Origin of the sequence: Caballeronia fortuita, assembly GCF_001544835.2 — a bacterium.
GTDB lineage: Bacteria > Pseudomonadota > Gammaproteobacteria > Burkholderiales > Burkholderiaceae > Caballeronia > Caballeronia fortuita.
This window is the reverse complement of record NZ_FCNX02000003.1, coordinates 47,909-71,907: the sequence shown is the minus strand read 5'-3', so window position 1 is coordinate 71,907 and position 23,999 is coordinate 47,909. Positions and strand designations below refer to the sequence as shown.

The window sequence follows — 23,999 nt, the reverse complement described above, 5'->3', positions numbered from 1 at the left end:
AATGTCAGACGTTGCTGAATCAGCGGCGTCTGCTTGAAAGGTTCACGATAGTTGCCCCTGTGGCAGGACGGTTTTTCAGGACCAGTCAGCGGCGAAGCGACGGTCGGACGGCAATGTCCGGCTCGTTTCTTCAAGCCGCGTCTACGCGGTCTTCGCCTGTCGCTTCCAGAACACGGTTGATGGGCGCGAGATCGTCAGAAGCGCATCGCGGATCTCTCGCAGATCGACGTCCTTATAGTTTTTCCTAAGGAGGTTCTCGATGAGTTCCTGCTGCCTCGGTTGACCGAATGACAGTCGATAAAGAGAGAGAATCCGCAGAATCTCGTCAAGCCGCTCAACCTCGCTGCTGAACGGCGCCGCTGGCACGATCCGTTCGAGGCACGCGTAGCCAAGCGGAACGTACCAGTACGGCACAAGATCCGTGCGGCGTTCGTTCTTGCTTGCCAGATCGAAAAGGCGCGTCCAGACGTCGTGCGACTGCGACGGCGCGGGCGAAGTCAACGCATCGCCGTACGCCTGAGCGACACGCTGGCGCACCACCAGCGATTTATAGCGGTTGATGCGCCCCTCACGCTGCTCGAGGTCGATCGGGTTTGCAGGCAGACTCCAGTGCACGACGCGCCGGCAATACCAGTGAAAATCGAGTCCTTCCTGACCAATGGACGTCGAATTGAGCATGAACGGCCAGAACGGCGAATTGAACGATGCACGCACGCTGGTGATCCGCTTGATGCCCTCTTCCTCGGTGCTGCTCTGATTCCCAAACGGCACGGCATAGTGGCAATGAAATTTCACGTCGTGCCTCTTCACCTGGCCTTTCAGCGGCGGAAGCGCGGTCTGCGCCGTGAGCGATACCGCACCCGGCGCAATAGCCGCGTGAAACGCCCCAACCGACTCGTCCATGCCGCGATGAACCGATTTGAGCAGATGCAGGAACTCGTCGAAGACGGCCTGCAAATTTCCCATCGCGGCGTACGATGAGACGGCTACCCAGGGCTTTGCACCCGGCAGCACGGCGCGCAGTACACGCTGCGATTCCATGCGGTTCATCTTGTCGATGAACGACGATGCGCAGTCCGTCGCGTGCGCGAGCAGTTTGTCGTTGGAGTCGTCCGCCACGCCGGTTTCCCAGACCGTGCTGAGCGTGCGCCGCATGCACACCGCCGGCCCGGCGATGGCAAGATCCACGAGCCAGCCGAGCAAGTCGGCAGGCGGCTCGCCGAGTCCGCCATCAGCGCGGGCAAGCGCCTCCAGAACGCGCGGCACGTGCGTCTTACGCGCCTGACTGGCCACTGAAAATCGCTCAAATGCGCGCGCCCAGCGGGTAACGCATGCCTGCGTGTCGTTGTCGCCATCGCGAATCACGTCGAGCAAGAACGGCGCGAGCGCGTACCAGCGCGCGCTGTACCGCTGCGTGCCGTGCCCATAGCGCTCGCACAGCAGGCGGAAATCCGCCGTCAGTTCGTCGCGCACATGCTGCCTAACTCCATCGAGCGAGACGCCGGGATGACATACTGGCACGGCGACCAGACGCGCGGACGGGTAAATCAGCCCCCACGCCGGGCCGATCTTCGCTCCGTCGAACAGCAAGGTGCCTTTGTACGCGTCGCGGTTGTCGAGATAATCGTGACGCTTGCGCCCCTTGGCCAGCAGACGCCGTTCGCACTCGTACGAAACGTAGCTGCTCAGCGCACGCGGAGCCAGTACGAGCGAGGAAAACAGCAGGGTCTTGCTGAAGCCTTCCTTGTCCTTGAAGGGGCCGCAGCCCACATAGTTGGACAGACTCGGCGGAACCCAGAGCAATCGTTCGGCGCCCTCGGGCGCGGCCGCACGCAACACTTGCGCGAAGCGTCCGCTCGGCGCCTCGTGCGTCAGATTCAGACTGTAGTTCCGGAAGCGCTGGTACGGAATCCAGCCCGCGCCGCCTTCCTGCAGCGCATCCTTGACGGGCGTCTCTCTGGCATGCAGACGCAGCGTCTCGCGAAGCTGATAGCCGCTCAGGAAAGACAGGCTCCAGGGCGCGGCCTTGTGGAACTGCATGACATCACTCACGGCATGACCACGGCTAACCGACTTGAGCGCCTGAGCGAGCCGGTCGAGCGCGACGAACCCATCGATCTCCGCCGTTTGCGGGCGTGCATCCAGTTCGTCCCTCCGCACGGTCACGAAGATCTTCTCAATGTCCGGCTCGATTGCGCCCCGCTCGGAGCGACAGATATAAGGGCGCAGCGCATTCTCGACGCCGTCGCGCTCGGCGGTGCTGAGCGTGCCCGGAAGGAGCGGTGCTGCCGGGAGCGTCAGCAATTTCCGCAGCAGGGCATCGCGCGCCTTTGCGTAACGACCGAGCACGTCCCTGTCATCCCGACACAGGTAGCCGAGCAGATCGTTGAGCTGCTTCTCGTGCGCCTGGCCTTCCTGATCTTCGTCGAGATGCGTCAGCGCCTTAAACGGCGTCGCCGACAGCAGAAGCGTTGCATAGCCGGTGCCTTCATGCAGCACCCGTCGCGCGATGATCTGCTCCTCCGAAACGGTGTCCTCGCCGGCAGCCGCATCCGGCGTAACGGAGCCGGCGTGCAGCAGTGCCGAAAACCGCTGGAATTCATGGAGGATGAAGATATCCGCCTTCAGATTGCGCGCGCAGGCTTCGACAAACATCTGCCGGATGCCGCCGCGCACGCAGGTCGTCAGATGCGTGCCGTGCTTGATCGCCCTGACATCTTCCGCCGCGGCTTCAGAAAGGCTCTGGATCAGCGTGGCCCACGAATGCAGATGCAGTTGCAACGCTTTCGCCGCGGTTCGCGCCGACGCGTCGAGCTTCGGCCGCTCCGCTACACGTTCGATGAAGTCCGCGAGCGCCTCAGGCTCGAGTTCCCGCGCGTGGCAGTACCGCGCGGCGTACTGCCACGCGCCATTCACACCGTTGCGGAAGAATTCTTCGAGTCGCCTGGTGTCATCGATCTGGCCTGCACTCTTTACGGCGAGCCAGAGAATGTATCGCTCCAGCGCATTTCCGCCGCCCCGGCTCAGCGAAAACGAAGTCGCCGGCGTGAGGGAGCACGATTCCATCAGCGTGCCGGGTTCCGGGTCTGGTTGCTTGAGACCCAGTTCCGCAAGACGGCCGAACTTCAGCGAACTGACCCAATGATCTTGGTCACTGCCGCTGAACACCGCGAGCTTGCGCGCGTTCTCGTGCGCAAGCGCCTGATTCGAGCAGATGTAAACCACCCTAAGTGGTTGCGCCGCGGGATTGTCTTCCAGTCGACGGCTCAAAAGCGAAGCCACGACGCCGCGCGCCACCAGCGTCTTGCCGAGTCCGACTTCGTCGCCGACCAGCAGCCGGCCGTGCGGTCCATTCGGGCCATCGAGACGCGTGCAGGCCTGCTCGACCGTCGCGCGCTGAAAGTCCCTCAAGTCACCGAGCGCGTCCCGGATGCGCTGTTGCGCTTCGTGCTTCATGCGTTTCGTTCCTGATGGTAAGCGGCAAAACTGTCGAAGAGCGCGTCCAGCCCTTCCGGCAAAGTGTCGATCTCGGCGCGAACACGCCGGTAGATATCGATGGCACGGCTCATCCGGCGCGGTGCGCGCGAGGCCGCCCGGAGTAGTTGCTCGTAGAGCGCGCCCTTGCCGTCGAGCCCGAACACGTCAGCGCCCTGCCCGTTGCCGTCCGCTCGGGTCCAGTCGGTACGCGACGGGTCCAGGTCCAGAATCAATGCGAGGTAACGAAGGAGCTTCTTGCCATCGCCGACAATATCCCGGAACAGCGCGCCCTTGCGCCGCTCGAGCAGGTCGACGGACAGAGCCGCCTGCACGACGAATCTCTTGCGCAGGCCCGTCGGCGACACGATCTCGACCGGTAGGAACGCGCTGATGTCCGTCAGGCTGACGCCGGTCCATGTCAGCGAAGCGCCGAGCGCGCGCGGATCGTCGCGGCAGAGCAAGCGGACGGTGGCCTCGTAGCCCCCAGGCAATCGTATGGCCGCGCCGTCCGGTTGCATCTCGAGCCGCAGGTCGAACTGTGCCGGCTCGTTCTGTTCTTCCTTCACATGCAGCAGCCACTCGGCGGAACTGAGCGCATGTACGGCGCGGCGCATCAAGCTATCTTCCTCGGGGCTCGCCGGTGCGCCCTCGCGAAACTCATGCTTCTGGAACACGTTCGACGTCTTCCATGCTGCCAGCAACGCGTCGGGACCAACCTTGCTGTTTCTGCCCGTGAGTCGTAGCATCAGTTCGCGATTGCGGGGCGGCGCCAGCTTGCCCGGCTGCCCGAACGCAGCGTTCGTCATATTGGCCGAACCGACATGCCAGACGGCCTGCGTGCCGTGCTTGGCGACAATGAGCTTGGCGTGAAGATTCTGTTGCTCCGGCGCGCGGCTTTCGTGCCGCTCCTCGCCGTCGACCACGCGCTCCGACAGCGACAGGCAATCCCAGTCTTCCAGCGCGTCTTTGCCGATCTTGTCGAGCGTGTCACCCCGGCTGATGAGAGTGCGTCGGGCGTCATCGCGGGTGCGGCTGGCGAGTTCGGCGAGCATGCTTTGTTCATCGGCATCGATGAAAGGCGACATGACCAGCAGATCGCCGAACCGGTCCGGCAGATCGACCGGCACGCCGGCGGTGTTCTCGTCGCCATGAGAACCTGGCAGCACCTCAAACGCCGGGTCGAACTGATCGGGCGCCGTCCAGGCGACATGCCCGAGGGCATCGCACCAAGCTTCGATCTGTTGAGTATGGCGCGGATCCTCTGCCAGCGAGCGCAGGAACGCGATGAGACGCGGATCGCCGTTGCCGCGGCGCGCCGTTTCGCCGTCGATCGACACAGCGAGATCCCAGCTACGATCGAACGTGAGGTTGCGCGACAACACCAGCAAGCGCCATTTATCCGGACCGTCTTCGTCGAGCGCGCTGAAGCGCAGCAGCCACACTTTAGGATGGAACGACGCGAACGCACCGTCTGCGCCTTCGAGCGCCACGACCGGCACGAGCAGCGGTTCAAGCAGCGTGAAGAGGCGATTGAATTTGTTCGGCACCTTGATGTTGCCGCGCTGGTAGAAAACCATCAGGCGCTTCTGAAGCTGATCGATGGATTCGAGCAATGCCACACGCTCGCCCGACAGTTCTCCCTCGTTTTCTTCTTCCAGCGTCTGATCCAGCGTGAGCGAGAGCGAAGCGGCCGCGAGCGTTTCGAGATCGAGCGAGAAGGTGGTCGCGACAGCCGAGTGCAACGCATAGCCCGGCGGCGCGCGCATTTGATCGCCGTAATCGAGACGATCGCTTTCGAGCTTCAGCACGGCAGCACCTCGACGATGTCTTTCAACATGCGTCGGACGGTCTGCCAGCGATAGTCGAGCGCACGCATGCCGTACCAGTCGGCACGCTCGTGCGGTAGTTTGATTAGCAACGAGCGCGCGGGTTTGTTATCGACGGCCTGAGTGCGCACGAGGGAATCGAGATCGGATAGCTTCGGAGCGTCAGCCTCATTCAGCACATTCCATCGTTCGAGAAATTCGATCGTTCGCCGCTTCACGCGCGTACCGCCCGCTTCCGCCACGCTCAGCCATTCGAGATCCGCGCCCGGACGGAAGATGCCGGCGACTTTGACTGTCGCGCGCCACCCGGCGTAGAGCTCGTCGCAAAGTGAATGCAGACGGTTGTCGTCGATGCCTTTCGCAATCAGCCGGTTGAAGACGATATGCGCGCCCTCGACTGCGAGGCTGAAGCGCTGCGCTGCCGCGATGTTGTCGCGGCATGTCGGGCCCAGCGAGCATTGCCCGGCGGCCCATTTGCTGAACGCGGCAAAGCTGGCGTAGTCGTCGCTCAGCGCACTGGCAGCAAGGTCGTTGGAGAGCAGTTGGGCACAAACCGTGTTGTCAAGGCCACGCGCCAAAGTGAAGCGCTCGCGCAGGAAACGCGCTTCGTCCACGTCGAGTGTCAAGGTGAGACCGACCGGCCAGTCGCCTCGCGATCCCGGCGGACGACGCACAGCAGACTCGAAGCGTTGCCCGGCGTCATCGGTGCCTTCTTCTGAGCTTACGGCTTCCTGAGCGTCTCCGTCGCGACGCCAGTAGCGGCAGAATTCGGCGAGCGAACTTTGCGCGCGTACTATTTCGAACACGCGCAGGCCGTTCCAATAAGTCGAGGACGGACGTCGCGCAACGCCGCCCTGTTCCACCACGGTGTGACCGATTACGCCTTCGGGTTCCAGGCGCGCCGCATCGTAGTTGGTCTTGAGCGTTTTTGCGAATTCGTTCTCCGCCATCTTCAGGTAGTCGTCGAGCGGTCGGCGGCGGCGCTTTGCGTCCGTCAAGTCCGCCCAGTCGAGCATGATCTTCGGCACGGCGAGAAAATACCGTGCGCGCGTTTGAACCGTGGAGAAGCCAGGAAATAGCGTGTCCGCGTATGCATCGCGGAGCTGTCCGAAGCCCAGTTCATCCAGGGTGCCCGGCTCTTTCATCAGCGCGAGCACTTCATGCACGCGCTTGCGGTCCGTCGAAGAAAAATCGATCCATCCAATACTGCTCATCAGTCTCCCGATATTCACGCCGTGCGACCCACAAGCGCAAATTCGCTGCGCGGCCACCTAACAGATTACAGCAGACCAACGGACTTCTGAAGATGGCGTCGTCAGTCGTTGTCAGACAAGGGGACACTTGCCACTCGAGGGCACTGCAAGTGCCAGCCGCCACTCTCAGCCTCCTTTCGGAGCAATCAGTCATGTCGCTTGTCGTCTCCACGCTACTCACAAACAGTCGACATTTCCATCAACATCAACCGACTGCGCGGCGATGTTGCGCGCCGCCCCGTCGCGGCGTCCCGCTGAACAATCCTTTCAAAGATTATCCCGAAGCATTTCTCGCGCGCCCGCATTCCTGACGTAAAACAGCTGCCCGTCTGCGTGTACCCGGCCACAAGGCGCTGCTGGTCGCCAATATCGCCGATGCGCTAGTCGGGCTGGTTCAAATAAACGCTGTAGAGCTGCACTTATGGGAAAGCGTAGCGCTTGATCTCGCGCATCCCGATCGCGCCATCTTCGACCTCGATCCCGATCCACCGCAGCGGTGGTCGGCAACACTCGATGTCGCTTCGCTTGTCAAGGTCGGGAAGGGCGAATTCGCCCTGCGCGCTCAGTCGCCAAGACGACTGGGAGCAAAGGTTTCAAGTCGCGGTGCCCAGGAGATAGCCCGGGGTGCTTCGGCCTAAGCAGCGTTCCATTCCTAGGAGAGACTCAATGGCAACGAAAAAAGCTGCTGAACCGAGGAGAACCGCCGCACCCGCCAAGAAGGCCGCAACACCAAAGAAGGCCGCAGTCACTGCCGGCACGCTCAAGCTGGTGAAAGATCAGTTCACAAAGTCGTCGCTCACGACCCACGTGGCAACCGAAGCAGGCGTTGACCCAAACAAGTGAAGGTCGTGCTCGCAGCGTTGGAAGAAAAGATTCTCGGCTCGGTGCACAAGAAGGGCCCTGGCGAGTTCACACTGTCCCGCCTGCTGAAAATCAACGTGCAGCAAGTACCGGCGAAGAAGCGTCGTTTCGGCAAAGACCCATTCACGGGCCAGGAGCGTTGGTTTGACGCCAAGCCCGCGACGGTGAGGTTGAAGGTTCGGGCGCTCAAGAAGTTAAAAGACGCAGCGGCGTAAGCACAATGACGTTCGCCAAGGCTCGCTTCAAGCGGGCCTTTTTCTCCTCTGTAGCACGGTGCAAGCACGTTTCCAGAAAGCTCCTGCAAACGATCCCACTTGCACCGTGGCCGAGGCACAACGTCTCAGGGACAGCGGAGTGGCTAATGCTATTCCGCTCTTGGGGAATCGGGGCCCTCGCGATACCGCAAGCACCCGGGCTCTGGTTTGCTTCGTCAAGCCCTTCCCATTTAATCTCGACATGCGATGGCAGTCCACGATGCGAATGACGAATGATCCAGCCCGTCCATGCTAGCCGTATCCACGGCTACCCGTCCCAGAACGCAAGGCGGGGCACTTCGATCTTTCCGGGCGGCATCGCGAATCCCCAGCTCGTTGGGTTCGCCCGTCGGCGACCCAAGCGCTCGGACCCGCACGAACTGGAGCCCACCGCGGCGCGTGCTATTGGTGGCCTCAAGGACTCGTCGTTCGAGAAAGTAACGGAGACGCGGCGTGTGATTCCCGCAGACGGCTTGCCTGTTGCGAGCCGTTCGGCCTCGTTACCGGGCATCTGTCGACCACAAACAACGCGAGTATTGCCCTCGCTGCAAGACTTTCGAACCATACCACGACCGAATTGCTCGGGAGGATGCGCGTTAGTCAGCCGGCCCCGTATCGCGCCGAGCGCTTCAATGAGAGAGCAGTGGCGACGCGATAGTGTGACTCGCGCGGCGTCTGTGATCCCCCTCTGTTCTGGCTACGGACCTGTAACCGATGTCATACTGAATTCGACTTCCCTAGGCACACCCTCTCAGCGCATGACACTAACGCCGTTGAGCAGGAGCAACTGCCCAACGGCGTGCGTATCAAGAGTTCGATCGTGGATCGCAACAGGAACCACTCATTTGGACGGATCGATCGTCCCTTCCTTGCCCGTATGCGGGTTCACATTTCCTTTCGACGACCAATTATCGTACTTTGTATCGTTGGGATTCGTCTGATGGTGACCCGCCACGTACGTTCCGGTGCTGCGCGTATAGCCGCTGACGTAGTGCTCCCCGGCTCCGCTCGAGTGGTAACCGCTGTGACCTCCGGAGTAGCCTCCACCACGCGCAAAGGAAGTCACGGAAACTGCGCACAGCACAAAAACAATCATGGTCTTGAAAGTCATATCGGTCCCCTTAGAGCTATTTGCTTTGCCGGCTTCAACGAAGTCCGACGGCTTGTGAAACATCAAGTCAACACCTCACACCAGCAACTTCTCCTCAATCCATACGACCAGTATCCGCAATGTGGGAAAGCGCTGTTCGTTGGTCGGCGTACCAACGAACAAGACACTCACGGTCGTGGCACACATTTTCGCGATAGTTCCAATGCTGCCTCGTGCGTTCCTTGAACCCGCTTTTGTCGGAGACCGCGGCTTTCGCCTTGATAAAAAGCGACGCGAGTTCGACATCACGAGACGCAAGGTCAGCGTCCGAACAGATCAGCCTTTCCGCGTCTGACTTAGCTTTCGCGCAGTCAAAGCTGGGACCGATCGCGGCAGAAATTTCGAGCGCAGGCGTGGCACCGATTGAGGAGGACGGACTGAAGTTCACCGATTGCGCAGAGCCATCCGAGACGGGCATCGCTGTCTCGACGAACTTCGGCGGATCGTCCTTCTTCGTGAGAACGTATTTGCCACCCGAATACTGATAAACGTGGTCCGCCACGTACACGGACTTTCCTGGAAGGCGATAGGAAATCGCAACCTTCACATCGTAATGCGAGGCGTTTTTGCCCTTGATGAAAGTCGTTTGTGCAAGCAACGTTTCCTGATCAGACGTACCGGTATCGCCATCGTCTATTACACCAACAAAGCTACCTTCCTTGGTTCGCACGAATGCTGTCGTCGATACTGTTTGATAGCCTTGATGCATGTCATCACCGCCCACCACTAACGCGTACAAGTCATCGCCGGCTGGTACCCAGTCGAAACGGTCTCCTACCGAGCCCATTGCTCCCATTGAAGCGATGTAAGGGTGATTGGACTCAACCTTCCATTTATCGCCTTCCTTCGCGAAGACGGCGACACCGAGTAGGCCCGTACACCCGTGACAGCCGCCGTCTTCGGGCATCGAGTCGGTTACCAATACTTTTTTGGCTTTCCCGCCTTCTGAGAAGTCGAATGTTGCGACGCCCTTCACGCGCATTACGCCTCGAACGGGCAACTGGAGGTTCTCCCGCCACGCCAGATCCGACGGAACAGTCGCATCTTCCCATCGCGCTGTTTTGCTCGTTTGGTCGTAGGGGCCGTACAGGAGTTCGAGCGCAGCGGGTACATTGAAGTTGCCGGCGATGGATCGCGAAGCCATTGCGATCTCGCAGGCCGCCGACATCAGCTCGCTCATGCCGGGTTCAGATTTCGCATTCACCGCGCCATCGTTGCCGGGATATTCCTTTTCAGCCGTTCCGTCGACCCGGTATTGTGTCCCCGAGAGCCGTTGCGTTGCGTCGCGGCAGTTCGTCGCAACGTCAAATCGCGCGTACCCCTGCGGGAAAGCCTTTAAGGCATGGACGATGTAGTGGCTACCGCTTCGGCCGATGTCAGAAGAGTTGAACCACAACTGCGCAGCATCTCCAGATTCGCCGACCTGCTTATACCCCGGATACCGATCGTTCGATGCGCTGGCTGCAGGCTTGTTGGCGTCTTTGCCACAACCACTCAAAGCGAAGACAACAGACACTGCGACTGCGCCAACACCCCCGAAACGTCGAAACGATGTGAACGGCTTCATGCTGTCGCGACCTCGCGCTGAACATCCGGAAAGGAGCGGCTCTCAACCTGTGCCTGACGAAATGAACGGGTATTTCGTTCAATTGCGAGCAGCACCAAGACCAAGCTGAAAAGCGCTACCAGAAGAAGGCCACCTGCAGTCACCTCCGCGACGATTTTCAACGTCTCCCATTTCTGCAGATTCTTTGCAGATGCTGCTTTATAGCGCTCGCTTTTCACGTCCATGTACGCGTTGATCGCCTTGACGCCATCTACTTTCTTCGCCTCGGCTTCCGTCACTACCGCGCCGAGTTCGTCGATGTACGCCTGGCGCTCAACCACCGGAACCTCGTCAAGATGACGCTTGACGATTTTTGCATTGTCACCCGATACATATTTTTGAAGCACGAAGGGAATCTTATAGCCGGCGAGCGGACTCTGCTCCGCCGCTTGTTGGCCAGGCGGCTGCACGCCCTTGGGTCCAGCGACATCTGTCGGTCTGGCCTGCGTCGCCCTAAGCGATTCGACGATCTCTTGAGGTGGCACCTTCGTGTCCACTTGCTCCTGCCAAACTGAGGCGCCGTAAATTACACCGCCAACGATGATAAGCAGGAACGTTGTTACGCAAATCAAAGCGACGGCACGCGTGATGTTAAAAAGCGCTTTACGCTCGAAGCCCTCGACGATACTCATGGTCCACCCCGGATTAATTTTGGTTTTCGACGCTGACCGCAATCAGCGAGCGAATGATATATCCCCCACAAGTGCGTGACTATCCCGAGCACGTGGCGCATTTCCAACGATGTACTGCTTGAATTGCGCCCGTCGCAAATCTCCACGGTAGTTGCGCGTCGAGCGCCTTAAAAGCCCTAAAGTTCGCCCGAGCCGGGCCGTAAACCATTTTCGCCGGTCGCGCGGCGACGTGACTTTTCACCGCGTGACCCGAGTGACAGAAACGTTAAGTGACTCGTTCCCGTGCTAACGCTGGACCGCGGCACGCGCCGCTTCTTACCCACAAACATTGCCCTCCATCGTCAGACTGAATTCTAAGACCGCGTCGATCGCGGTGACTGACTCGGAAGGACACTGGCGCGTTTCCTATGGCCTGCTGCGCTATATCGTCGACCTGTAGTCCCAACCGACCTAAATATAAAATAGACATCATGGCCAAGACAAAATTCAACGCGGAACGGGAACATCGCACCGAGATGGAAATCGTCGTCAACGCTTATACCGAGGAAGAGCGTGCGATGTCGCGGTACTGCTATCTGGAAGAACAGCTATCGTTCCCATTCAAGGCAGGCGTTCGCAAGCCATGGACTCCTCGCCGCTGCCCACGGGCGAACACGTCTGCGTCACCGCACTCGCTCATGAAGACCTGTGTCGGGTTGGAATCTTCGTCTGGGTTCGACGGAAAGGACGCGACGTGGTGGCGCCCCTGGCGCAGACCAATCCGTTAAGCGGCGACAAGCCGACTCGAGTCGCGGTCGCGGACCGGCACTATTGGCACGAGCAAGGCCGCACATTCTGACACCGAGAAAGGCTCGCCTACCACCGCCTCGTCCTGATCTGACTCAGCAATTCTCGTCTCGCACTATCTTCCAGCCGGAACGGGTTACGCTGAGGATACCCTTATAGGAATCGGACACAAGGCTGGCGTCGAAGCGGAGTTGATCGCTGGCCCAGCAGTTCAAGGACTGGAACCCGCCCTGCATCAAAAACCACTTCACAGCCCGAAGACAGCGAACGCTGCCGCGCTCCCCGGAACGCCTCTCGGCATTGCAAGATGCTTTGCGACGCAGGCAATCACTTGTTGGACGTCAGCCGGGCAGGTACCATCCAGGCGGCAAATGCGGGATTTACCTCCGGATCAGACCAGTGACGAGGCGTGCGCCGCCGGTGGCAAATGCGCTTGTTCGTGAGCACCGGAAGAATGACGCCCGCCGCGAGCATCCCGTCCTGGCTGCCAGCCGCGCAGCGGCCTTCATAGGATGCACGCAACAGATGGAAGCATAGCCTCACGCGAGCATGTGCTTTCAAGATTGAGCACATGTTGGAGTGAAAACAGGCTCATTTGAGAATAGAAAAACACGCTCACGGAAGCAGATCCTTAGTGAGCATATCTTTCTTTAGAGTAGCTCGGAATAGCCGGGGCCCCTGCCAAACACCGCAGCTTCCCCTTCCACCATATTCGAATGGCTCCGACAGACTTCAAGGTCGCGGCTCTCTCTTCGCCACCGCCCGGACTATTTCAACCTACCCCCCGTGGTAGTCCGATTTCTCCAGCGCGCCACCGGTCGCACCCGTCCACGCTGGAGGTCACCGCCGGAGCTCTTCAGTCGGAAGAAGCGGCATTAACATAGGGCGGCTCAGTGCTCGGCCCACGCGTGACTATTGATGTATAACACCGAAGTCGCTCAATCGCCAATCGAAAACCGAGCCGAAAGTCGCTCTAAGATTTCATCCGAACAAAATCTTGCTTTATTCGATGAGCTTTTTCCCAAAACGCTTCGGGCGAAGAATATTGTAACAATACGGATTCCCGTTTGATTCGCCTCAGAGTCATTCGCCGCCCACAGAGGAAACGCACGAGGTCAGCAGGACGTTCGGAAGGCCGATGGATTTCTGTTTGCTGCAAAGATGGGTACGACCTAACTCTTACCGGCTCTTGGTCGACCCGTCAGCACGCGGAGTTGCACCATTCCACGGGACAGGCCATGATTCTGGATCGGCCAGAACCGTCCAAGGTGAACTGCGGCTACCGCTTCGAAAGCGGCGCGGTGAACCGGCGTCCGGCAAGATGCACGTTGAGGCCTTTAAGGAAGGATCGCAACTCACTCGAGACCGCAGCCGCATGCGGAGAGTCTGCCGACTGTTTTGAAGGGCCGCCAAGATGCGTCTGGCGTTTCGGCGTGGCGTGCGCCACAGACACCCTGATTCGTTGAGCCTTTTCTTCGAACAGTCCCGCTCGTTGCGCTTTTTATGTTGCTTTTTTCCTGATGACCGGACGTCGCCTAACCCTGCGAACCTCGCGATCGCCCTCGCAGAAACACTTCAATAAGGAGATGCTGCTGCCTCTTCCTGTAGGCGCGGCGCGAACGATGGCGCTTGCGAACCATTTGAGCTTCGTCGCCTGCCGAGACGGTGCCGGCACTGCGTATCTGTTGAACGAACTCATTCGCTTGGTCTAAATCACCTTCTACGTGCAGGACGCCGGCTTCGGCGACACCGACGTGATTGTCTACGCGCGCGCGGAGGCCGCCTTGGAACGCAGCGTCCAACGCGCAGAAAGTGAGCGCGTATGGAGGCTGGACCCGGGCGACCTGCCGCTATTTGAGACAGTGCTGCAGGAGGCGGATCGCCAGCTCGCGAGCGCGCCCCGATATGCCCACTTTGGCGCACAGGAAAGACTCGACCGCTTCGCCGTTTCCGAACGTGCGTCTCCGCTCCCGACCGCAGTCCGCAAACGAGCTACGGCGGAACTTGGAAACGGCATCAGACAAGACAAAGCCGCTTCGGCCGCCGCAGATGCCATTCCGCCTCTTGCGGAAACTTAACATCGGGTCGATGTCGTGCCATCCTCCCTATGATCAGGGCGGGCACTCCCGGCTCAACCAAAGCCGACTTTGAGGTGTAGATCAAGCCGTCGTCGTCGTGTTCGCCTCAGCGCTTCCCTGGTCAGTAGCCGACGACGAGACCTCTGCAGTCGTCGGCACTTTCCTCGCCAGCACCTTCTTGCCAGCAGCTGTACTCTTCTTCACTGCCGCCTTCTTCACGGTTGCCGCCCCCGAGGCTGCTTTCTTTGCGGCCGGCTTCTTCGTCACTACCTTTTTACTGGCAACCTTCCTCGTCACTGCCTTCTTCGCCACGGCCTTCTTCGCCACGGCCTTTTTCGCAGTTCCTTTCTTAGCGGCCGTCTTCTGCCCCGGAGCGGCGTCGGACATCTCAGGCTCGTCGGTCACCTTGTCGATAAGATACGTTGTTCGGTCCTTGGCGGTGGCCAGCCATGCCGGAGCTTTACCACGGCCACTCCAGGTCGCACCACTTTCCGGGTCGCGATACTTAGGCGCCTGCGGTCCGCGCGCATAGTTCCCAGCTTTTGGCTGCTTCAAAGCGGCGACCGGCGGCGCGGTCGTATCAGCATCGATCAAGAAGCGATTTCGGTTCTTGGCATTCGCAATCCACGCGGGCGCGCGGCCATGGCCAGTCCACGTCGCTCCCGTTTTTGGATCGCGATACTTCTCCGCTCCTGCGGGGTTCGCAGACAACTTCGAAGACGGCGCCTTCTGACCTCGTCCCGATTTGCCAAGGTAGCTTTCGATGTGGGCAATCGTCACGCCATGTTTATCCATCAGACTTCGTATCTCTGCCAGCACCTTGGACGATTGCTTCTTGGCAATTTCCGATGCCTGCGCCTGCAGCTTTTGGATCTTTGCCTGAATTTCAATCAGCGTTGCCATCACATCCCCTCCTTAGGGTTTCGATGGCCGCACTATGCCACACCATTCAGCGAAATGTCAGGCGTTTATCTGGCTCTTGGATCGTCCCCGATTCAATTGAGGAATTCATGTATTTGCATCAAACCATATAAACTGCCCCGTCATTCGACAACGAACTGAAAAGTCGGAGCCTGAACATCGTAGAGGTCGCCTGGAAGACGCAGCAAACGCATGGCGTTGGGAATTTCGTGAGGAAATTACTTCACACGTAAGCTTCGACTGACCTTACCGGCACTGTCCAAGACCGTACGGATTGGAGAATCTCGGGTCAGCAGACGTACCGGAAGGTCTGTTGTATCGCGCAACGTGCTGCGCCGAACTTCGAAGAAGCCAGCGGTTCAGCCATACTTGGGCGTACACATCTGACACGCTTGACGGCCCTGACTTAGGCATCCATCGGGGCGGCGACGTTGCTTGTCCCCGACGCTCGGCAATCGCGCCGCAGATAGGGACGATATTCGCAGGGCCTAGAGGCAATTGCGGCTCGTCCCGGCGCTGTCTTGCTCTAGCATCAAGCTGGCACGTTTGCCTCCCCCTCGGTCAAGCACCCGTCGATCGAGGGACGGGATCTTCTTGCAAGTCATTGCATCGCAACCAACATCGTATCGAGTCCGGCCTCACAATCAGCAAAACCTTTGCCGCCCAGCTGCCGATCGAACTTGGCACTCGCTTCGTCTATCCGCAGCCGCATTTGGATCGACATATCCGTGAATCCGTTGAACACTGCGGTAAGGGCTATTGTTTGGGAAGGGGCTTCCTCGTACGGGTCCGACGCCACGATCTGGCTCATCTTCCATCGTTGCCCGAGTTCTAGCAATCCACGCCGCCAGGCAGGCGTCCCGGATTCGATAGTGGCATCCGCCGACCTGTCGTAAGCACGATTCGCGTGCTGCCTGATTCGTCGCGCTCCCGTGACGTCTTTGAGAAGAAGCTGGTCGCCTATTCGAATCGAACAATGAGCGCTTCCAAGGCGTGAGACGCGCAGCGGCTTTCCTGATCCGCCTTCAATCTTCGAAATTACGGTCTCCAGATGCGCCAACTGGAGTCTCCGGGAATTGGCTGCTTCCGCGTTGGCCTCGTCTTCGTCGACCAACGCAGTGACCCGAGTGAGGATAAGCAAGGGCTCCCTGACGCCATGCACATTCATGACGATTGCTGGCATCTCTAGAAAGCCCGCTCGCGTCTCGTCGGGCAGACTTGCGGTGAATCCGGCTTCGCTGAGGTTTCCATCGTTGGTCGGAATCCAGAATCTGAACCGAGCGGCGTCCTTCGGCACCTTATGATTGATAACGCGATCGAAGTCGTCTGCGCTCCATTCCAGACCAACCAGCGCTGCGGAACCATCGGCAAGCCGAATAATGTTGAGTGGCTCGTTCTTCTCGCTGGGCGAAATCGCGAAGAGCTGAACCTTCCCGCCAGCCTTCAGTTCCTGTCGCGCCACCGCAACGCATGTTCGATAATTTCTAACCGCGTCATCGCACGGCGAGGATGCGGTGCTTGCCGCATGCTCGTGTTCGTCCGTCTGCTCAAAATGCTTACCGTCCATGGTCACCGTCATGCCGCGAGCGAGTACCCAAGCATGCGTGCTCTTGCCGTTGGCATCGGACTCAAGGAGCACGTCATGTTGCAGGAATCGGGCATTAGCGCTGACAGTTCTGGAGTCCAATCTCAATATCTCTGGTTCTGACGGCCCAGCTAGGTGCTGCAAGATGATCGTCGGTGTCACCCCGCTGAGCTTCTTCGGACTGCCCTGCAATGGAATGCCGATGCGATGTGAAAGTGACAGCAGGCCAATGCCGTCATCCAGCAATACCAGTTTGCTGACGGAAGCGTCCGCATCCATATCGAGACAACGCAGTCCGCTACCGCCATCCGCGCCGCACCGACGGATGCCAAACGGATGGCCGTCGAAGGGAGTGGAATAATCAAACGTGTAGACGGCCACGCTGGTGTCGGCAAAATTGTCTCGCGCGACCGATGCGAGGGTGGCTGCGCCCGGCGTCCGCACCCACTGGGGTGGGGTTGCGATACGCTGGTCCGGGAAGACCGTGCTCTTCGACGTCTCGGCACGAATCGTCATGCCGTTCAGGTCGCGCAGCGCGGACATGACAACACTGTTGCGTTTGATGTAAAAAGTGCGGATTCCCATATCGATTGGTGAACCCTGCGCTTGCGGCTTGGCCGGGACAGCACGTGCTACGACGTAGTCGTCGGCGACACTCGGCATTGGGTCGTACTCGAAGTAGGTCGAGCGCCCAGCGCCCATGTACGAGCCAGCGCCCCCTAGCGCGACGCCCAGCAGCACTTTCCTCGCTTCAGCCTCGCAGAACGCGAACGGCTTTTCTTTGGTAGCGGCGCCGCTCTGCTTGCTCACGGAGTCACGCTGAAATACCTGGCGGCATAGTCTGTAAGACGACTGTTGCAGCATCATGTCGCAATCGTTTTGCGAATAACCATACGTCGCGAAGCCGTGCCGATAACAGAAGTCGTGGTTCACGCACGCTTGTCGAAATCGCAATCTCACATCGGACAGGCTGTTGCTTGGAGTCCGAAATGCGACATCGGCCCACGAGGGGATTGAACAATCTAGGCTACGACCGCCCGCGCCGATAATGGCCTGCGTTTCCGGCGACGAAGGATAACTAGTGAATGTTCGCGGCGCTTCAGATTCCCACGGCTCTGACAAGCTTGCATAAATCTTTCCGGCGGTCCAATCCGCGATTGGCTGGCACGCACTCAAGGTGGACATACACGCAATGATCGGGGCGGAAAAAATGATGCCCCGCGCTAGCTTCCTCCCCTGCCATGATGTGCGGCGCGACTCTGCCCTGGTGACGGTGTTCATGCAATATCCTTCGTCTAGAAAACGCGCGACCTCAGAAAGATTCAAGCTTATTCTTTCGCAATGCTCTGCTCAGCGATCTTAGCTTCTGCAACGTAATATAGGAGAAAGTTGACGTGCGCGTGGACACTCGGCAGCTGCACCGTTAACGCGCGTCGCCATTAGGTCGCGCGATATGATCACGCGCCGATAGTAGTGGCTTTACGCGGGCCAGACAGGCCTCTGGCCGGTCCGTCGCCACCGGTTAGGTCTTGCGCGAGTGAGCACCTGGTGTAGGACCGCTCTCACGGGAGACAAGGGCGCCACGGACCTACGGGGCGTCGCAAAAGAGCCAGTTCTTACTGCCGGTGCTCGGTTCTTTATCGAACAAACGAACGATGAATTCGAGGCATTTGGCCTCATGGACAACGTCAGGGACCACCGAAGCGCTAGTATCGGACAATCCAAAATCTACGCGAATCCGGCGATGCCATCCGGTCGAAAGAAGTGTGCGCCAGGCAACAGATGGCCTTACATCTACGCGGCCTTTCTGCTTATATAAGAGCATGACAAAGCTTCGATACTAAGTGCAAAACTTAACTTGTCGCCAACGCGTAGCGCCCGAGTCACCAAGATAGGCGATTGCGAAACGGGCGTACCTAGGTGACGACGACTGCTCGGTGTTCATTCGACAGCGGCATACGCAATGCTCACGATCCTCATGGCTCGGGATGGTTAGCGTTTCCAGTGAGTCTCTTCTATAAGAAGCTCAGGGCACGACCGGATGCTGTCTGTTTGCTCAATTTCCCTGTATTTCTGTTGCCGAATCGGCCAACGTCTGATATCTGGGTGGAAGATATGAGAAATTTGATTTATGCGGTATACTTCGGACTACTGATTTCCGGATGCACAGCATTTTCTCCCTCCCCCGTGCAACCTAGTGACATCTCTGTGAAGAGCGCGCTAACGCAGGTTGCGGAAGGCTTATACGATTTCAAATCAAGTCTAAACGACAAGAAAATGTATCTCGGCCTCTACGTTGACACTATCAACGTAGAGTTGGATCTGACCACATCGAAAGACGGGAAGGACACCCTCTCAGTAGATTTTGCGAAGGGTTTCCAGTTGGGACCACAACTGGGCATGGAACAGACCGTGAATGCGAGCCGTGGGAGTAAGCTAACTATCACACTGAAGCAGGTCATGAAGCCGGCAGATCAAACGGACGGCGGCAACACTGACAACAAGAAGACGACTGCCGATGCCGGCAAGAAGACTGGCGTGGTGGGCCACGATGTCACCACGTTCTCGGGCAAGTTTCCTAGCATCGTCGTCGCACCGGCAGAATTACGATCCGTGCCCGGGTTTGAACTGGGCACCGGTCGATAACTCGACATCCCGCATTACGGCGCGGCAACGGGTGTCAGCGGATCAGTAGCTTCGACCTGCCAGCTCCCGAAGAGTCCGACACGCGCGAATGCGCAGCGCTTCAGTGTCTAGGCTTACACACAAATTTCATCGATGACATCAAGGCGGACCAAGGGTACCGCCGGACGTGTTTGCCGTAATCGCTCGACATCCTTGCGTGATTGCCGATCACGACCGGTACCACGAGTGCCGCAGGGCCACAGTCGATACACACGACCGTGCAGTCGGCGCAGTCGCGCGCGTCCCTTCTGCCAAAGGGCGCTGGCAGTAGCGCTCGCTTCTCCCGGCAGAGAGGCTGGTGTAGCCGTCCGGCAGTGGCCGGCTCCACACCATGCGCGACGGCACACTCAAGTACCTCAACGACAACACCATGAGTGCCAAGGCGGCTGAGAACGTCGCGCGCTCCGCGATGCCAGCGACGATGAGCGCAAGCGTTATTCCGAGTATGCGCTAAGACGACACCAAGATATATTTCGGAACCACCACCTGATCGCACAACCGACTCTTACATTTACATTTACATTTCATCTGACGGGCCTAAGCGGCGGTGTGACGACGATAGCTCATTGCTCGTCGGGAACATGTCGTGATTCACCGCACAGAGACTGTCGTGACTTGTTTGCAAGGTTTTGTTCGTTCCCCGCTTAATCTTGCAACCCGCCGCACACTTACGCCTGTCATGGTGCGGCCGCGTGTTTTCCAGTTTCACGGATGGAACGCGGCCGCTGCGCAGTTAGACAACGTAGTGGACCTCTTCGAGTGCGAGAAACACGATCTTGCAGCCGAAGCCCGCGAGATACAGGGCGAAGAGAAGCAGGTGGAGCGTTTCGTGGCTCGGCTTCTCAACCTTCTTGATGACTAGTCCGTAGCACACGGCCATCAACAGCTCAAGCAACGCCGAAATGATCGTTTCGAGGGTGTGAGTATCCATGACGGTTCTCCAACAGCAGCAGGTCGCGGCTCCCGGCGCACCGTCGAGAATCCGCTGGCCGATTGGCTGCTTTGACGTCAACCGGCTTGCAACCATTGGACACAACTTTCGAAAAAATTTGAAATCCCGCCGCGAGAACGTTTGCTGAAACCCTGCCCGTTCAAGAGTACCCTTCCCTTTGCTGAGGGAAGCGCGTTGCATGTTCCCGCGTCAGCAGCGCTATCAAACCTTTGCCGCGGCATCCCTGCGAGAAATTGACGAGAACGCCGTCGAACGAACTCTGGGAATAGAAGCGATGAACACAGCGTCCAATGTCCTTGCCTCCGATGGCACCGCCGGCTCTGCCGCACCAACGTTATACAGTAAAACGGCCCCTTACGACGAGTCACGCATTCGTGACTTATGGCGTGCGCTCTTGCTGCAATCGGACATGGGCGTGCTACCGGAGCCAGATTCGTTTCCCGTTTCCATACCCAGCCATCATCCGATAGCGCGCTTTCGTGACATGCTAATCGATGACGAAATTGGGCTCGGGATGCAATTCAGGTGGAATCTGATCGTCTGCACTCTCAAGAATCACTTCTTTGAGCGGTGCAGACAGAGGGAGCGATTTGGGACACCGGAGGTGTTAGTCCAAGAATTTTTGAAGGGGGCCGGGTTCCAACCTTGGTTCAAGCAATTGGGCAATGTCGGCCTGACTGCAGCCGCGCCATTAGAACGGCAGCGCGAGCGCGCTGAGAAAGCCAAGGTTGACAGTTATGGGACTGCTGCACTCGATGAGGCATGCCGCCTCCTCAACAGTTTCTTCGGCGATCGCTACCGCCAAGTGGCATCGAGCTTCAAGATGTCGCCCGACAAGCTCAAGAAAAGGCACTTCGGCGAGTCCGCTGTAGACGAGTTCCTGACGCTCATCACAACGGGCGTCACAGCTCTTGTCGCAAATCCCGAGCAAGCCTTGATGCTGCAGAAACGGACTTACTTTGAGTCGGAAACCCGCAAGGAGATGGAAGATCGCCTCGTTTCAAGGCTCAGCCGAGAGAACGAAGGCAGATCGATTCAGTGTATTGTTGCTCCCGGTGCGCCGACGGGACTGGAAGCATTGGCTGTGCGTCTCTCGGAAACGCTGCCAGACCTGCTCGCTTCTTCGTTGAGGTCGAGTGAATATTCGGGCAACCCTCCGGCGCGGAGCATCTTTGTCATCCCGTGTGGTAGATGGATCGCGCCGGTGGCGTTTCGTGGCATGGAGTACTTAGTTCACAATTTTCTCGCATTGTTGAAGGACGAGGCGCCCGTTGTCGTTGCTCCCGAAATGTCGGAAACGCAACTGCACGCCGGAATCACTGAGATTCGACAAGCGCTCGCACATCGTTCCCTGATCGCGATTTTCGTCGGGCTGGACCCGACTCCCGAAGTCTTACCGAATCTACGGCGCGCGGTAGGTGATTCACCGCTTGCCGAATTCCTTGCGTACCTCAGTCAGCCGACCCAGCCGGAGAAGGAAAGTATCGATGATCCGGTCGATATTAAATTCTTCGACTGGTCCTACTTCCTAGTGCTTGGAACAACAGAATTGGGGGCACTACAGGAGTATCAGCAACCCTCGCTTACGCTCGCTGCGCTCGCCGTAGAGGACCTTCCAACGGTTCTGCGGGAGAATGACTTCAAAAACACGGCTGACGCCTGCTCTGATATCCCGGACTTGCTTTGGGAACCGACCGAATCTGCGTTGGCTGTCTTTGAGCAAATAAGCAGAATGGAACAGGGTGTAACAGGCCGACTGGCGCCGGAACTGCGTCGCTCGAAGATAGGCGACTTCGAGGGTTTTGGAGCCATGGTCGGACGACTGGCCGAACTTCTCGACGGTTCTTGCGCTCCCCAAACGCGGGGCTTCCTCGCGCTGCTTACATTCTCGATATCCGGAATGCGTCGGGCAACACTAATGCGCTGTTTGGGGTTCTTCGAAGGCGAGGGAATCGCAGAGCCCGGGGATACTGCAACCAGGGAATTCGAACACTTTCCATCCAGTGCTGAGGAATGGAGCAAATTTTTTGAAACAACACTCGACAGATTTTCCCCGCTGATAAGCATCGGACCTGACGAGAAGTGGACCGACCTAGACCCTCACCGCCATCCTTTCGAGTATCCAAATGAGGACCTGCTGTCACTAGATTCAAATGCACAGGAGTGGTGGACGGAATCTATCGACTTCCTGCACCCCGATGTTCAAGAGGAATTGGCTGTCGCGCTCCTGAAGCGTCATCGGGGCCTTGCGCTTAAATGCCACCAGATCATCCAGGAGGAAGCATATCGTCAGCATACGCTTGTTTTACGACATTCTGTGAAGAGCAGTAGGACGACACTACGGTCGTACCGACGAGGGCTGGAATCTCTGTATCACGGGCTTGTTTGTCTTCCGCTAATGGTCGAATTGATGACCGACGCTAGCGGCCGACGACAAGCATTCAACCTGTTCCACTTCTTGTATCGAGGTCTGTTCGACCTTTTGTTGGGCCCGAAATCCCACGAGTCTTCCCGCACAGAATGGGGTGCCGAGCTAATTAGATTTGAGGTCGCAATGTACGTCCAAGACAAGATATTCCCGCTATTTGCTCATTCAGCCCCGCCGCAGCTGCTAGATTATCGATGCGATAGTTCATTCGACCTGCCCGGCAGGCAGTGTTTGAGTGAGCAGGATCTCGTTCGTCACTATATATCCCTCGGCGTGGCGGCATTCCGGTGCGGACCGAGCTCCACTTGGCGAACGATCCGCCCCACGCTGAATCGCTTCGACAGTCTGATGAAAGGAAAGTCGGTGATTGGGAAAGTGCTTGTTCAGATCGATGGGCTCTCTGATGGTCCGACGAGCGAGCGCTCCAGTGGCGAATGCCTCAAGCTTCTGCGTGGCTACAGCATTCCTCCGCAACTCTTCGAGTTCCATGACACTGAGCGCAAGCCTGCAGATTCATGGCTACCAACGGCCGACCAGCTTAACGAACGGGTAGAACGCGCAGCCGGTTCGATTGACGTGAAAATACACGACAATACCGACGACGTCTTTTCTCACCTCGTGTTACTTGGAATCTTCCGTTCGGCCGCTGCGGAATCCAAAGACACGGAAAACATGGCAATAGCGCAGTTGCTCGGTTACACCGTACCTTTTCTCGCCGCCTTCGAGCTTCTCAATCGCCTCCCTGGAGGTGCATCAGTGGCTCGACCTCCGTATCTTGCGGCAGAGGGTCTGAGGATGTTTGGCCGATTGGGCTTAGAGATAATCCGAATCTTGCAGAAACCGAGTCAAGCCGCCCACCCCGCTGCAAAGATGCTCGTACTCGACCTGACCGCTAAGATTCGCAGAGCATTGGACTACTACGCGCAACAGTTCCACGAGAACGAGAACGAACGCGCACATATGCTGCTCCTCGAGTCGCGCTTCGCAAGAATTGCCTACCGGGGCAACAAAAGAAACGTGCTGGCAGTCCAAAGAGTCGCGCCTGCATCCACCATCCGCTGCGTCACGGCGGTGCAATTTCCCGGTGCTGTACGGCGCTATCAAATTGCCTTAGGATTTGTTGGCGAGGCGGAACTGAGCTTGCTCAGGACTCATCCCTCCGACTCACTGACCATCAGGTTCCTTATCGAAAGGTGCAGTGTTATGCAAGGCCTTAGCTGGGCGTTGCTTCGCGATGCGAGAGCCAGCGAAAAGGCGGGAGATGATCTCCGACCGAGGGCAAAGAAATTCGCTGATTTCGCGCGCCGCGATGTTGTCCTGCTTCAAAACATCATTGCCAAATTGAAACAGTCCGAAGTCGGCATTCTTTCAAATGCAGGCAAGACACGCTGGGACGTTATCGTCAAGCGGCTTGCTGGGACAAATATCGCATTGCTCAGGGACTGCGACCTCGCTACCGCATAGGCTGGCGGGCAGCAACCTCGAGGTAGTTGCTGATCACGACA

The 23,999-nt window shown here is 58.4% G+C and carries 12 protein-coding genes and 2 pseudogenes; 5 read left to right on the top strand and 9 right to left on the bottom strand.

The window, feature by feature from the left end; translation table 11 throughout:
* Window positions 1–141: 141 nt before the first annotated feature.
* The 3 genes from AWB77_RS07320 to AWB77_RS07310 are packed head-to-tail and all read right to left on the bottom strand — an operon-like array spanning window position 142 to window position 6,517.
* A complete protein-coding gene (locus AWB77_RS07320) occupies window positions 142–3,456 on the bottom strand; it encodes a helicase C-terminal domain-containing protein (protein ID WP_061133763.1) in 3,315 nt (1,104 codons plus the stop codon).
* Window positions 3,453–5,285 (bottom strand): phospholipase D family protein, encoded by a 1,833-nt coding sequence (locus tag AWB77_RS07315; RefSeq protein WP_061133762.1) that lies wholly within the window; start codon window positions 5,283–5,285, stop codon window positions 3,453–3,455. The genes AWB77_RS07320 and AWB77_RS07315 overlap by 4 nt, the downstream gene beginning before the upstream one ends.
* Window positions 5,279–6,517 carry a DUF6361 family protein gene (locus tag AWB77_RS07310; RefSeq protein ID WP_061133761.1) on the bottom strand — a complete coding sequence of 413 codons (1,239 nt, stop codon included), beginning with the start codon at window positions 6,515–6,517 and terminating at the stop codon, window positions 5,279–5,281. Before AWB77_RS07310 ends, AWB77_RS07315 begins: the two co-directional genes overlap by 7 nt.
* 368 nt (window positions 6,518–6,885) lie before the next feature.
* Here AWB77_RS07310 and ligD point away from each other — a divergent pair, with 368 nt between their 5' ends.
* Window positions 6,886–7,194, top strand: coding sequence for a non-homologous end-joining DNA ligase LigD (gene ligD / locus AWB77_RS37290; protein ID WP_341844955.1), 309 nt, complete (start codon window positions 6,886–6,888; stop codon window positions 7,192–7,194).
* A gap of 28 nt (window positions 7,195–7,222) precedes the next feature.
* Window positions 7,223–7,632 (top strand): annotated as a pseudogene (locus AWB77_RS07305) (HU family DNA-binding protein).
* A gap of 880 nt (window positions 7,633–8,512) precedes the next feature.
* Here the strand turns inward: AWB77_RS07305 and AWB77_RS34255 are convergent.
* From AWB77_RS34255 to AWB77_RS07295, 3 genes are all read right to left on the bottom strand, one after another.
* Window positions 8,513–8,782, bottom strand: a complete 270-nt coding sequence (locus AWB77_RS34255) for a hypothetical protein (RefSeq protein WP_074168867.1) — start codon at window positions 8,780–8,782, stop codon at window positions 8,513–8,515.
* Window positions 8,783–8,876: 94 nt separating this feature from the next.
* A complete protein-coding gene (locus tag AWB77_RS36600) occupies window positions 8,877–10,388 on the bottom strand; it encodes a lysozyme inhibitor LprI family protein (protein WP_208601506.1) in 1,512 nt (503 codons plus the stop codon).
* Window positions 10,385–11,059, bottom strand: a complete 675-nt coding sequence (locus AWB77_RS07295; protein ID WP_061133759.1) for a hypothetical protein — start codon at window positions 11,057–11,059, stop codon at window positions 10,385–10,387. Before AWB77_RS07295 ends, AWB77_RS36600 begins: the two co-directional genes overlap by 4 nt.
* Window positions 11,060–11,529: 470 nt before the next feature.
* Between AWB77_RS07295 and AWB77_RS37410 the strand changes: the two are divergent.
* Window positions 11,530–11,934, top strand: a pseudogene (locus AWB77_RS37410) (calcium-binding protein).
* Window positions 11,935–14,004: 2,070 nt separating this feature from the next.
* Here the strand turns inward: AWB77_RS37410 and AWB77_RS37170 are convergent.
* Together AWB77_RS37170 and AWB77_RS07275 are read right to left on the bottom strand one after the other, a co-directional pair.
* Complete coding sequence (locus AWB77_RS37170; protein WP_061133757.1) at window positions 14,005–14,826, bottom strand: H-NS family nucleoid-associated regulatory protein; 822 nt, start codon at window positions 14,824–14,826, stop codon at window positions 14,005–14,007.
* Between the two features lie 619 nt (window positions 14,827–15,445).
* Window positions 15,446–17,710 carry a hypothetical protein gene (locus tag AWB77_RS07275; protein WP_157694770.1) on the bottom strand — a complete coding sequence of 755 codons (2,265 nt, stop codon included), beginning with the start codon at window positions 17,708–17,710 and terminating at the stop codon, window positions 15,446–15,448.
* 996 nt (window positions 17,711–18,706) lie between these two features.
* Between AWB77_RS07275 and AWB77_RS07270 the strand changes: the two genes are divergently transcribed.
* Entirely contained in the window at window positions 18,707–19,075 is a 369-nt protein-coding gene (locus AWB77_RS07270) for a hypothetical protein (RefSeq protein ID WP_061133755.1), read from the top strand.
* A gap of 772 nt (window positions 19,076–19,847) precedes the next feature.
* Here the strand turns inward: AWB77_RS07270 and AWB77_RS07265 are convergent.
* The gene (locus AWB77_RS07265; protein WP_157694769.1) at window positions 19,848–20,045 is read right to left on the bottom strand and encodes a hypothetical protein; all 198 of its coding nucleotides are present in this window, start codon (window positions 20,043–20,045) and stop codon (window positions 19,848–19,850) included.
* Window positions 20,046–20,244: 199 nt separating this feature from the next.
* On the opposite strand from AWB77_RS07265, the gene AWB77_RS07260 reads away from it, so the two are divergent.
* On the top strand, window positions 20,245–23,958 hold the full coding sequence (locus AWB77_RS07260) for a hypothetical protein (protein ID WP_061133753.1): 3,714 nt from the start codon (window positions 20,245–20,247) through the stop codon (window positions 23,956–23,958).
* Window positions 23,959–23,999: the final 41 nt, after the last annotated feature.

Bases quoted from the DNA above. Each gene is read 5' to 3' on its own strand.
- AWB77_RS07320 (WP_061133763.1), bottom strand. From the start codon at position 3,456: ATGAAGCACGAAGCGCAACAGCGCATCCGGGACGCGCTCGGTGACTTG.
- AWB77_RS36600 (WP_208601506.1), bottom strand. From the start codon at position 10,388: ATGAAGCCGTTCACATCGTTTCGACGTTTCGGGGGTGTTGGCGCAGTC.
- AWB77_RS07295 (WP_061133759.1), bottom strand. From the start codon at position 11,059: ATGAGTATCGTCGAGGGCTTCGAGCGTAAAGCGCTTTTTAACATCACG.
- AWB77_RS07260 (WP_061133753.1), top strand. From the start codon at position 20,245: ATGTTCCCGCGTCAGCAGCGCTATCAAACCTTTGCCGCGGCATCCCTG.
- AWB77_RS34255 (WP_074168867.1), bottom strand. From the start codon at position 8,782: ATGACTTTCAAGACCATGATTGTTTTTGTGCTGTGCGCAGTTTCCGTG.
- AWB77_RS07265 (WP_157694769.1), bottom strand. From the start codon at position 20,045: ATGGATACTCACACCCTCGAAACGATCATTTCGGCGTTGCTTGAGCTG.
- AWB77_RS07270 (WP_061133755.1), top strand. From the start codon at position 18,707: ATGTATCTCGGCCTCTACGTTGACACTATCAACGTAGAGTTGGATCTG.
- AWB77_RS07310 (WP_061133761.1), bottom strand. From the start codon at position 6,517: ATGAGCAGTATTGGATGGATCGATTTTTCTTCGACGGACCGCAAGCGC.
- AWB77_RS07275 (WP_157694770.1), bottom strand. From the start codon at position 17,710: ATGAACACCGTCACCAGGGCAGAGTCGCGCCGCACATCATGGCAGGGG.
- AWB77_RS37170 (WP_061133757.1), bottom strand. From the start codon at position 14,826: ATGGCAACGCTGATTGAAATTCAGGCAAAGATCCAAAAGCTGCAGGCG.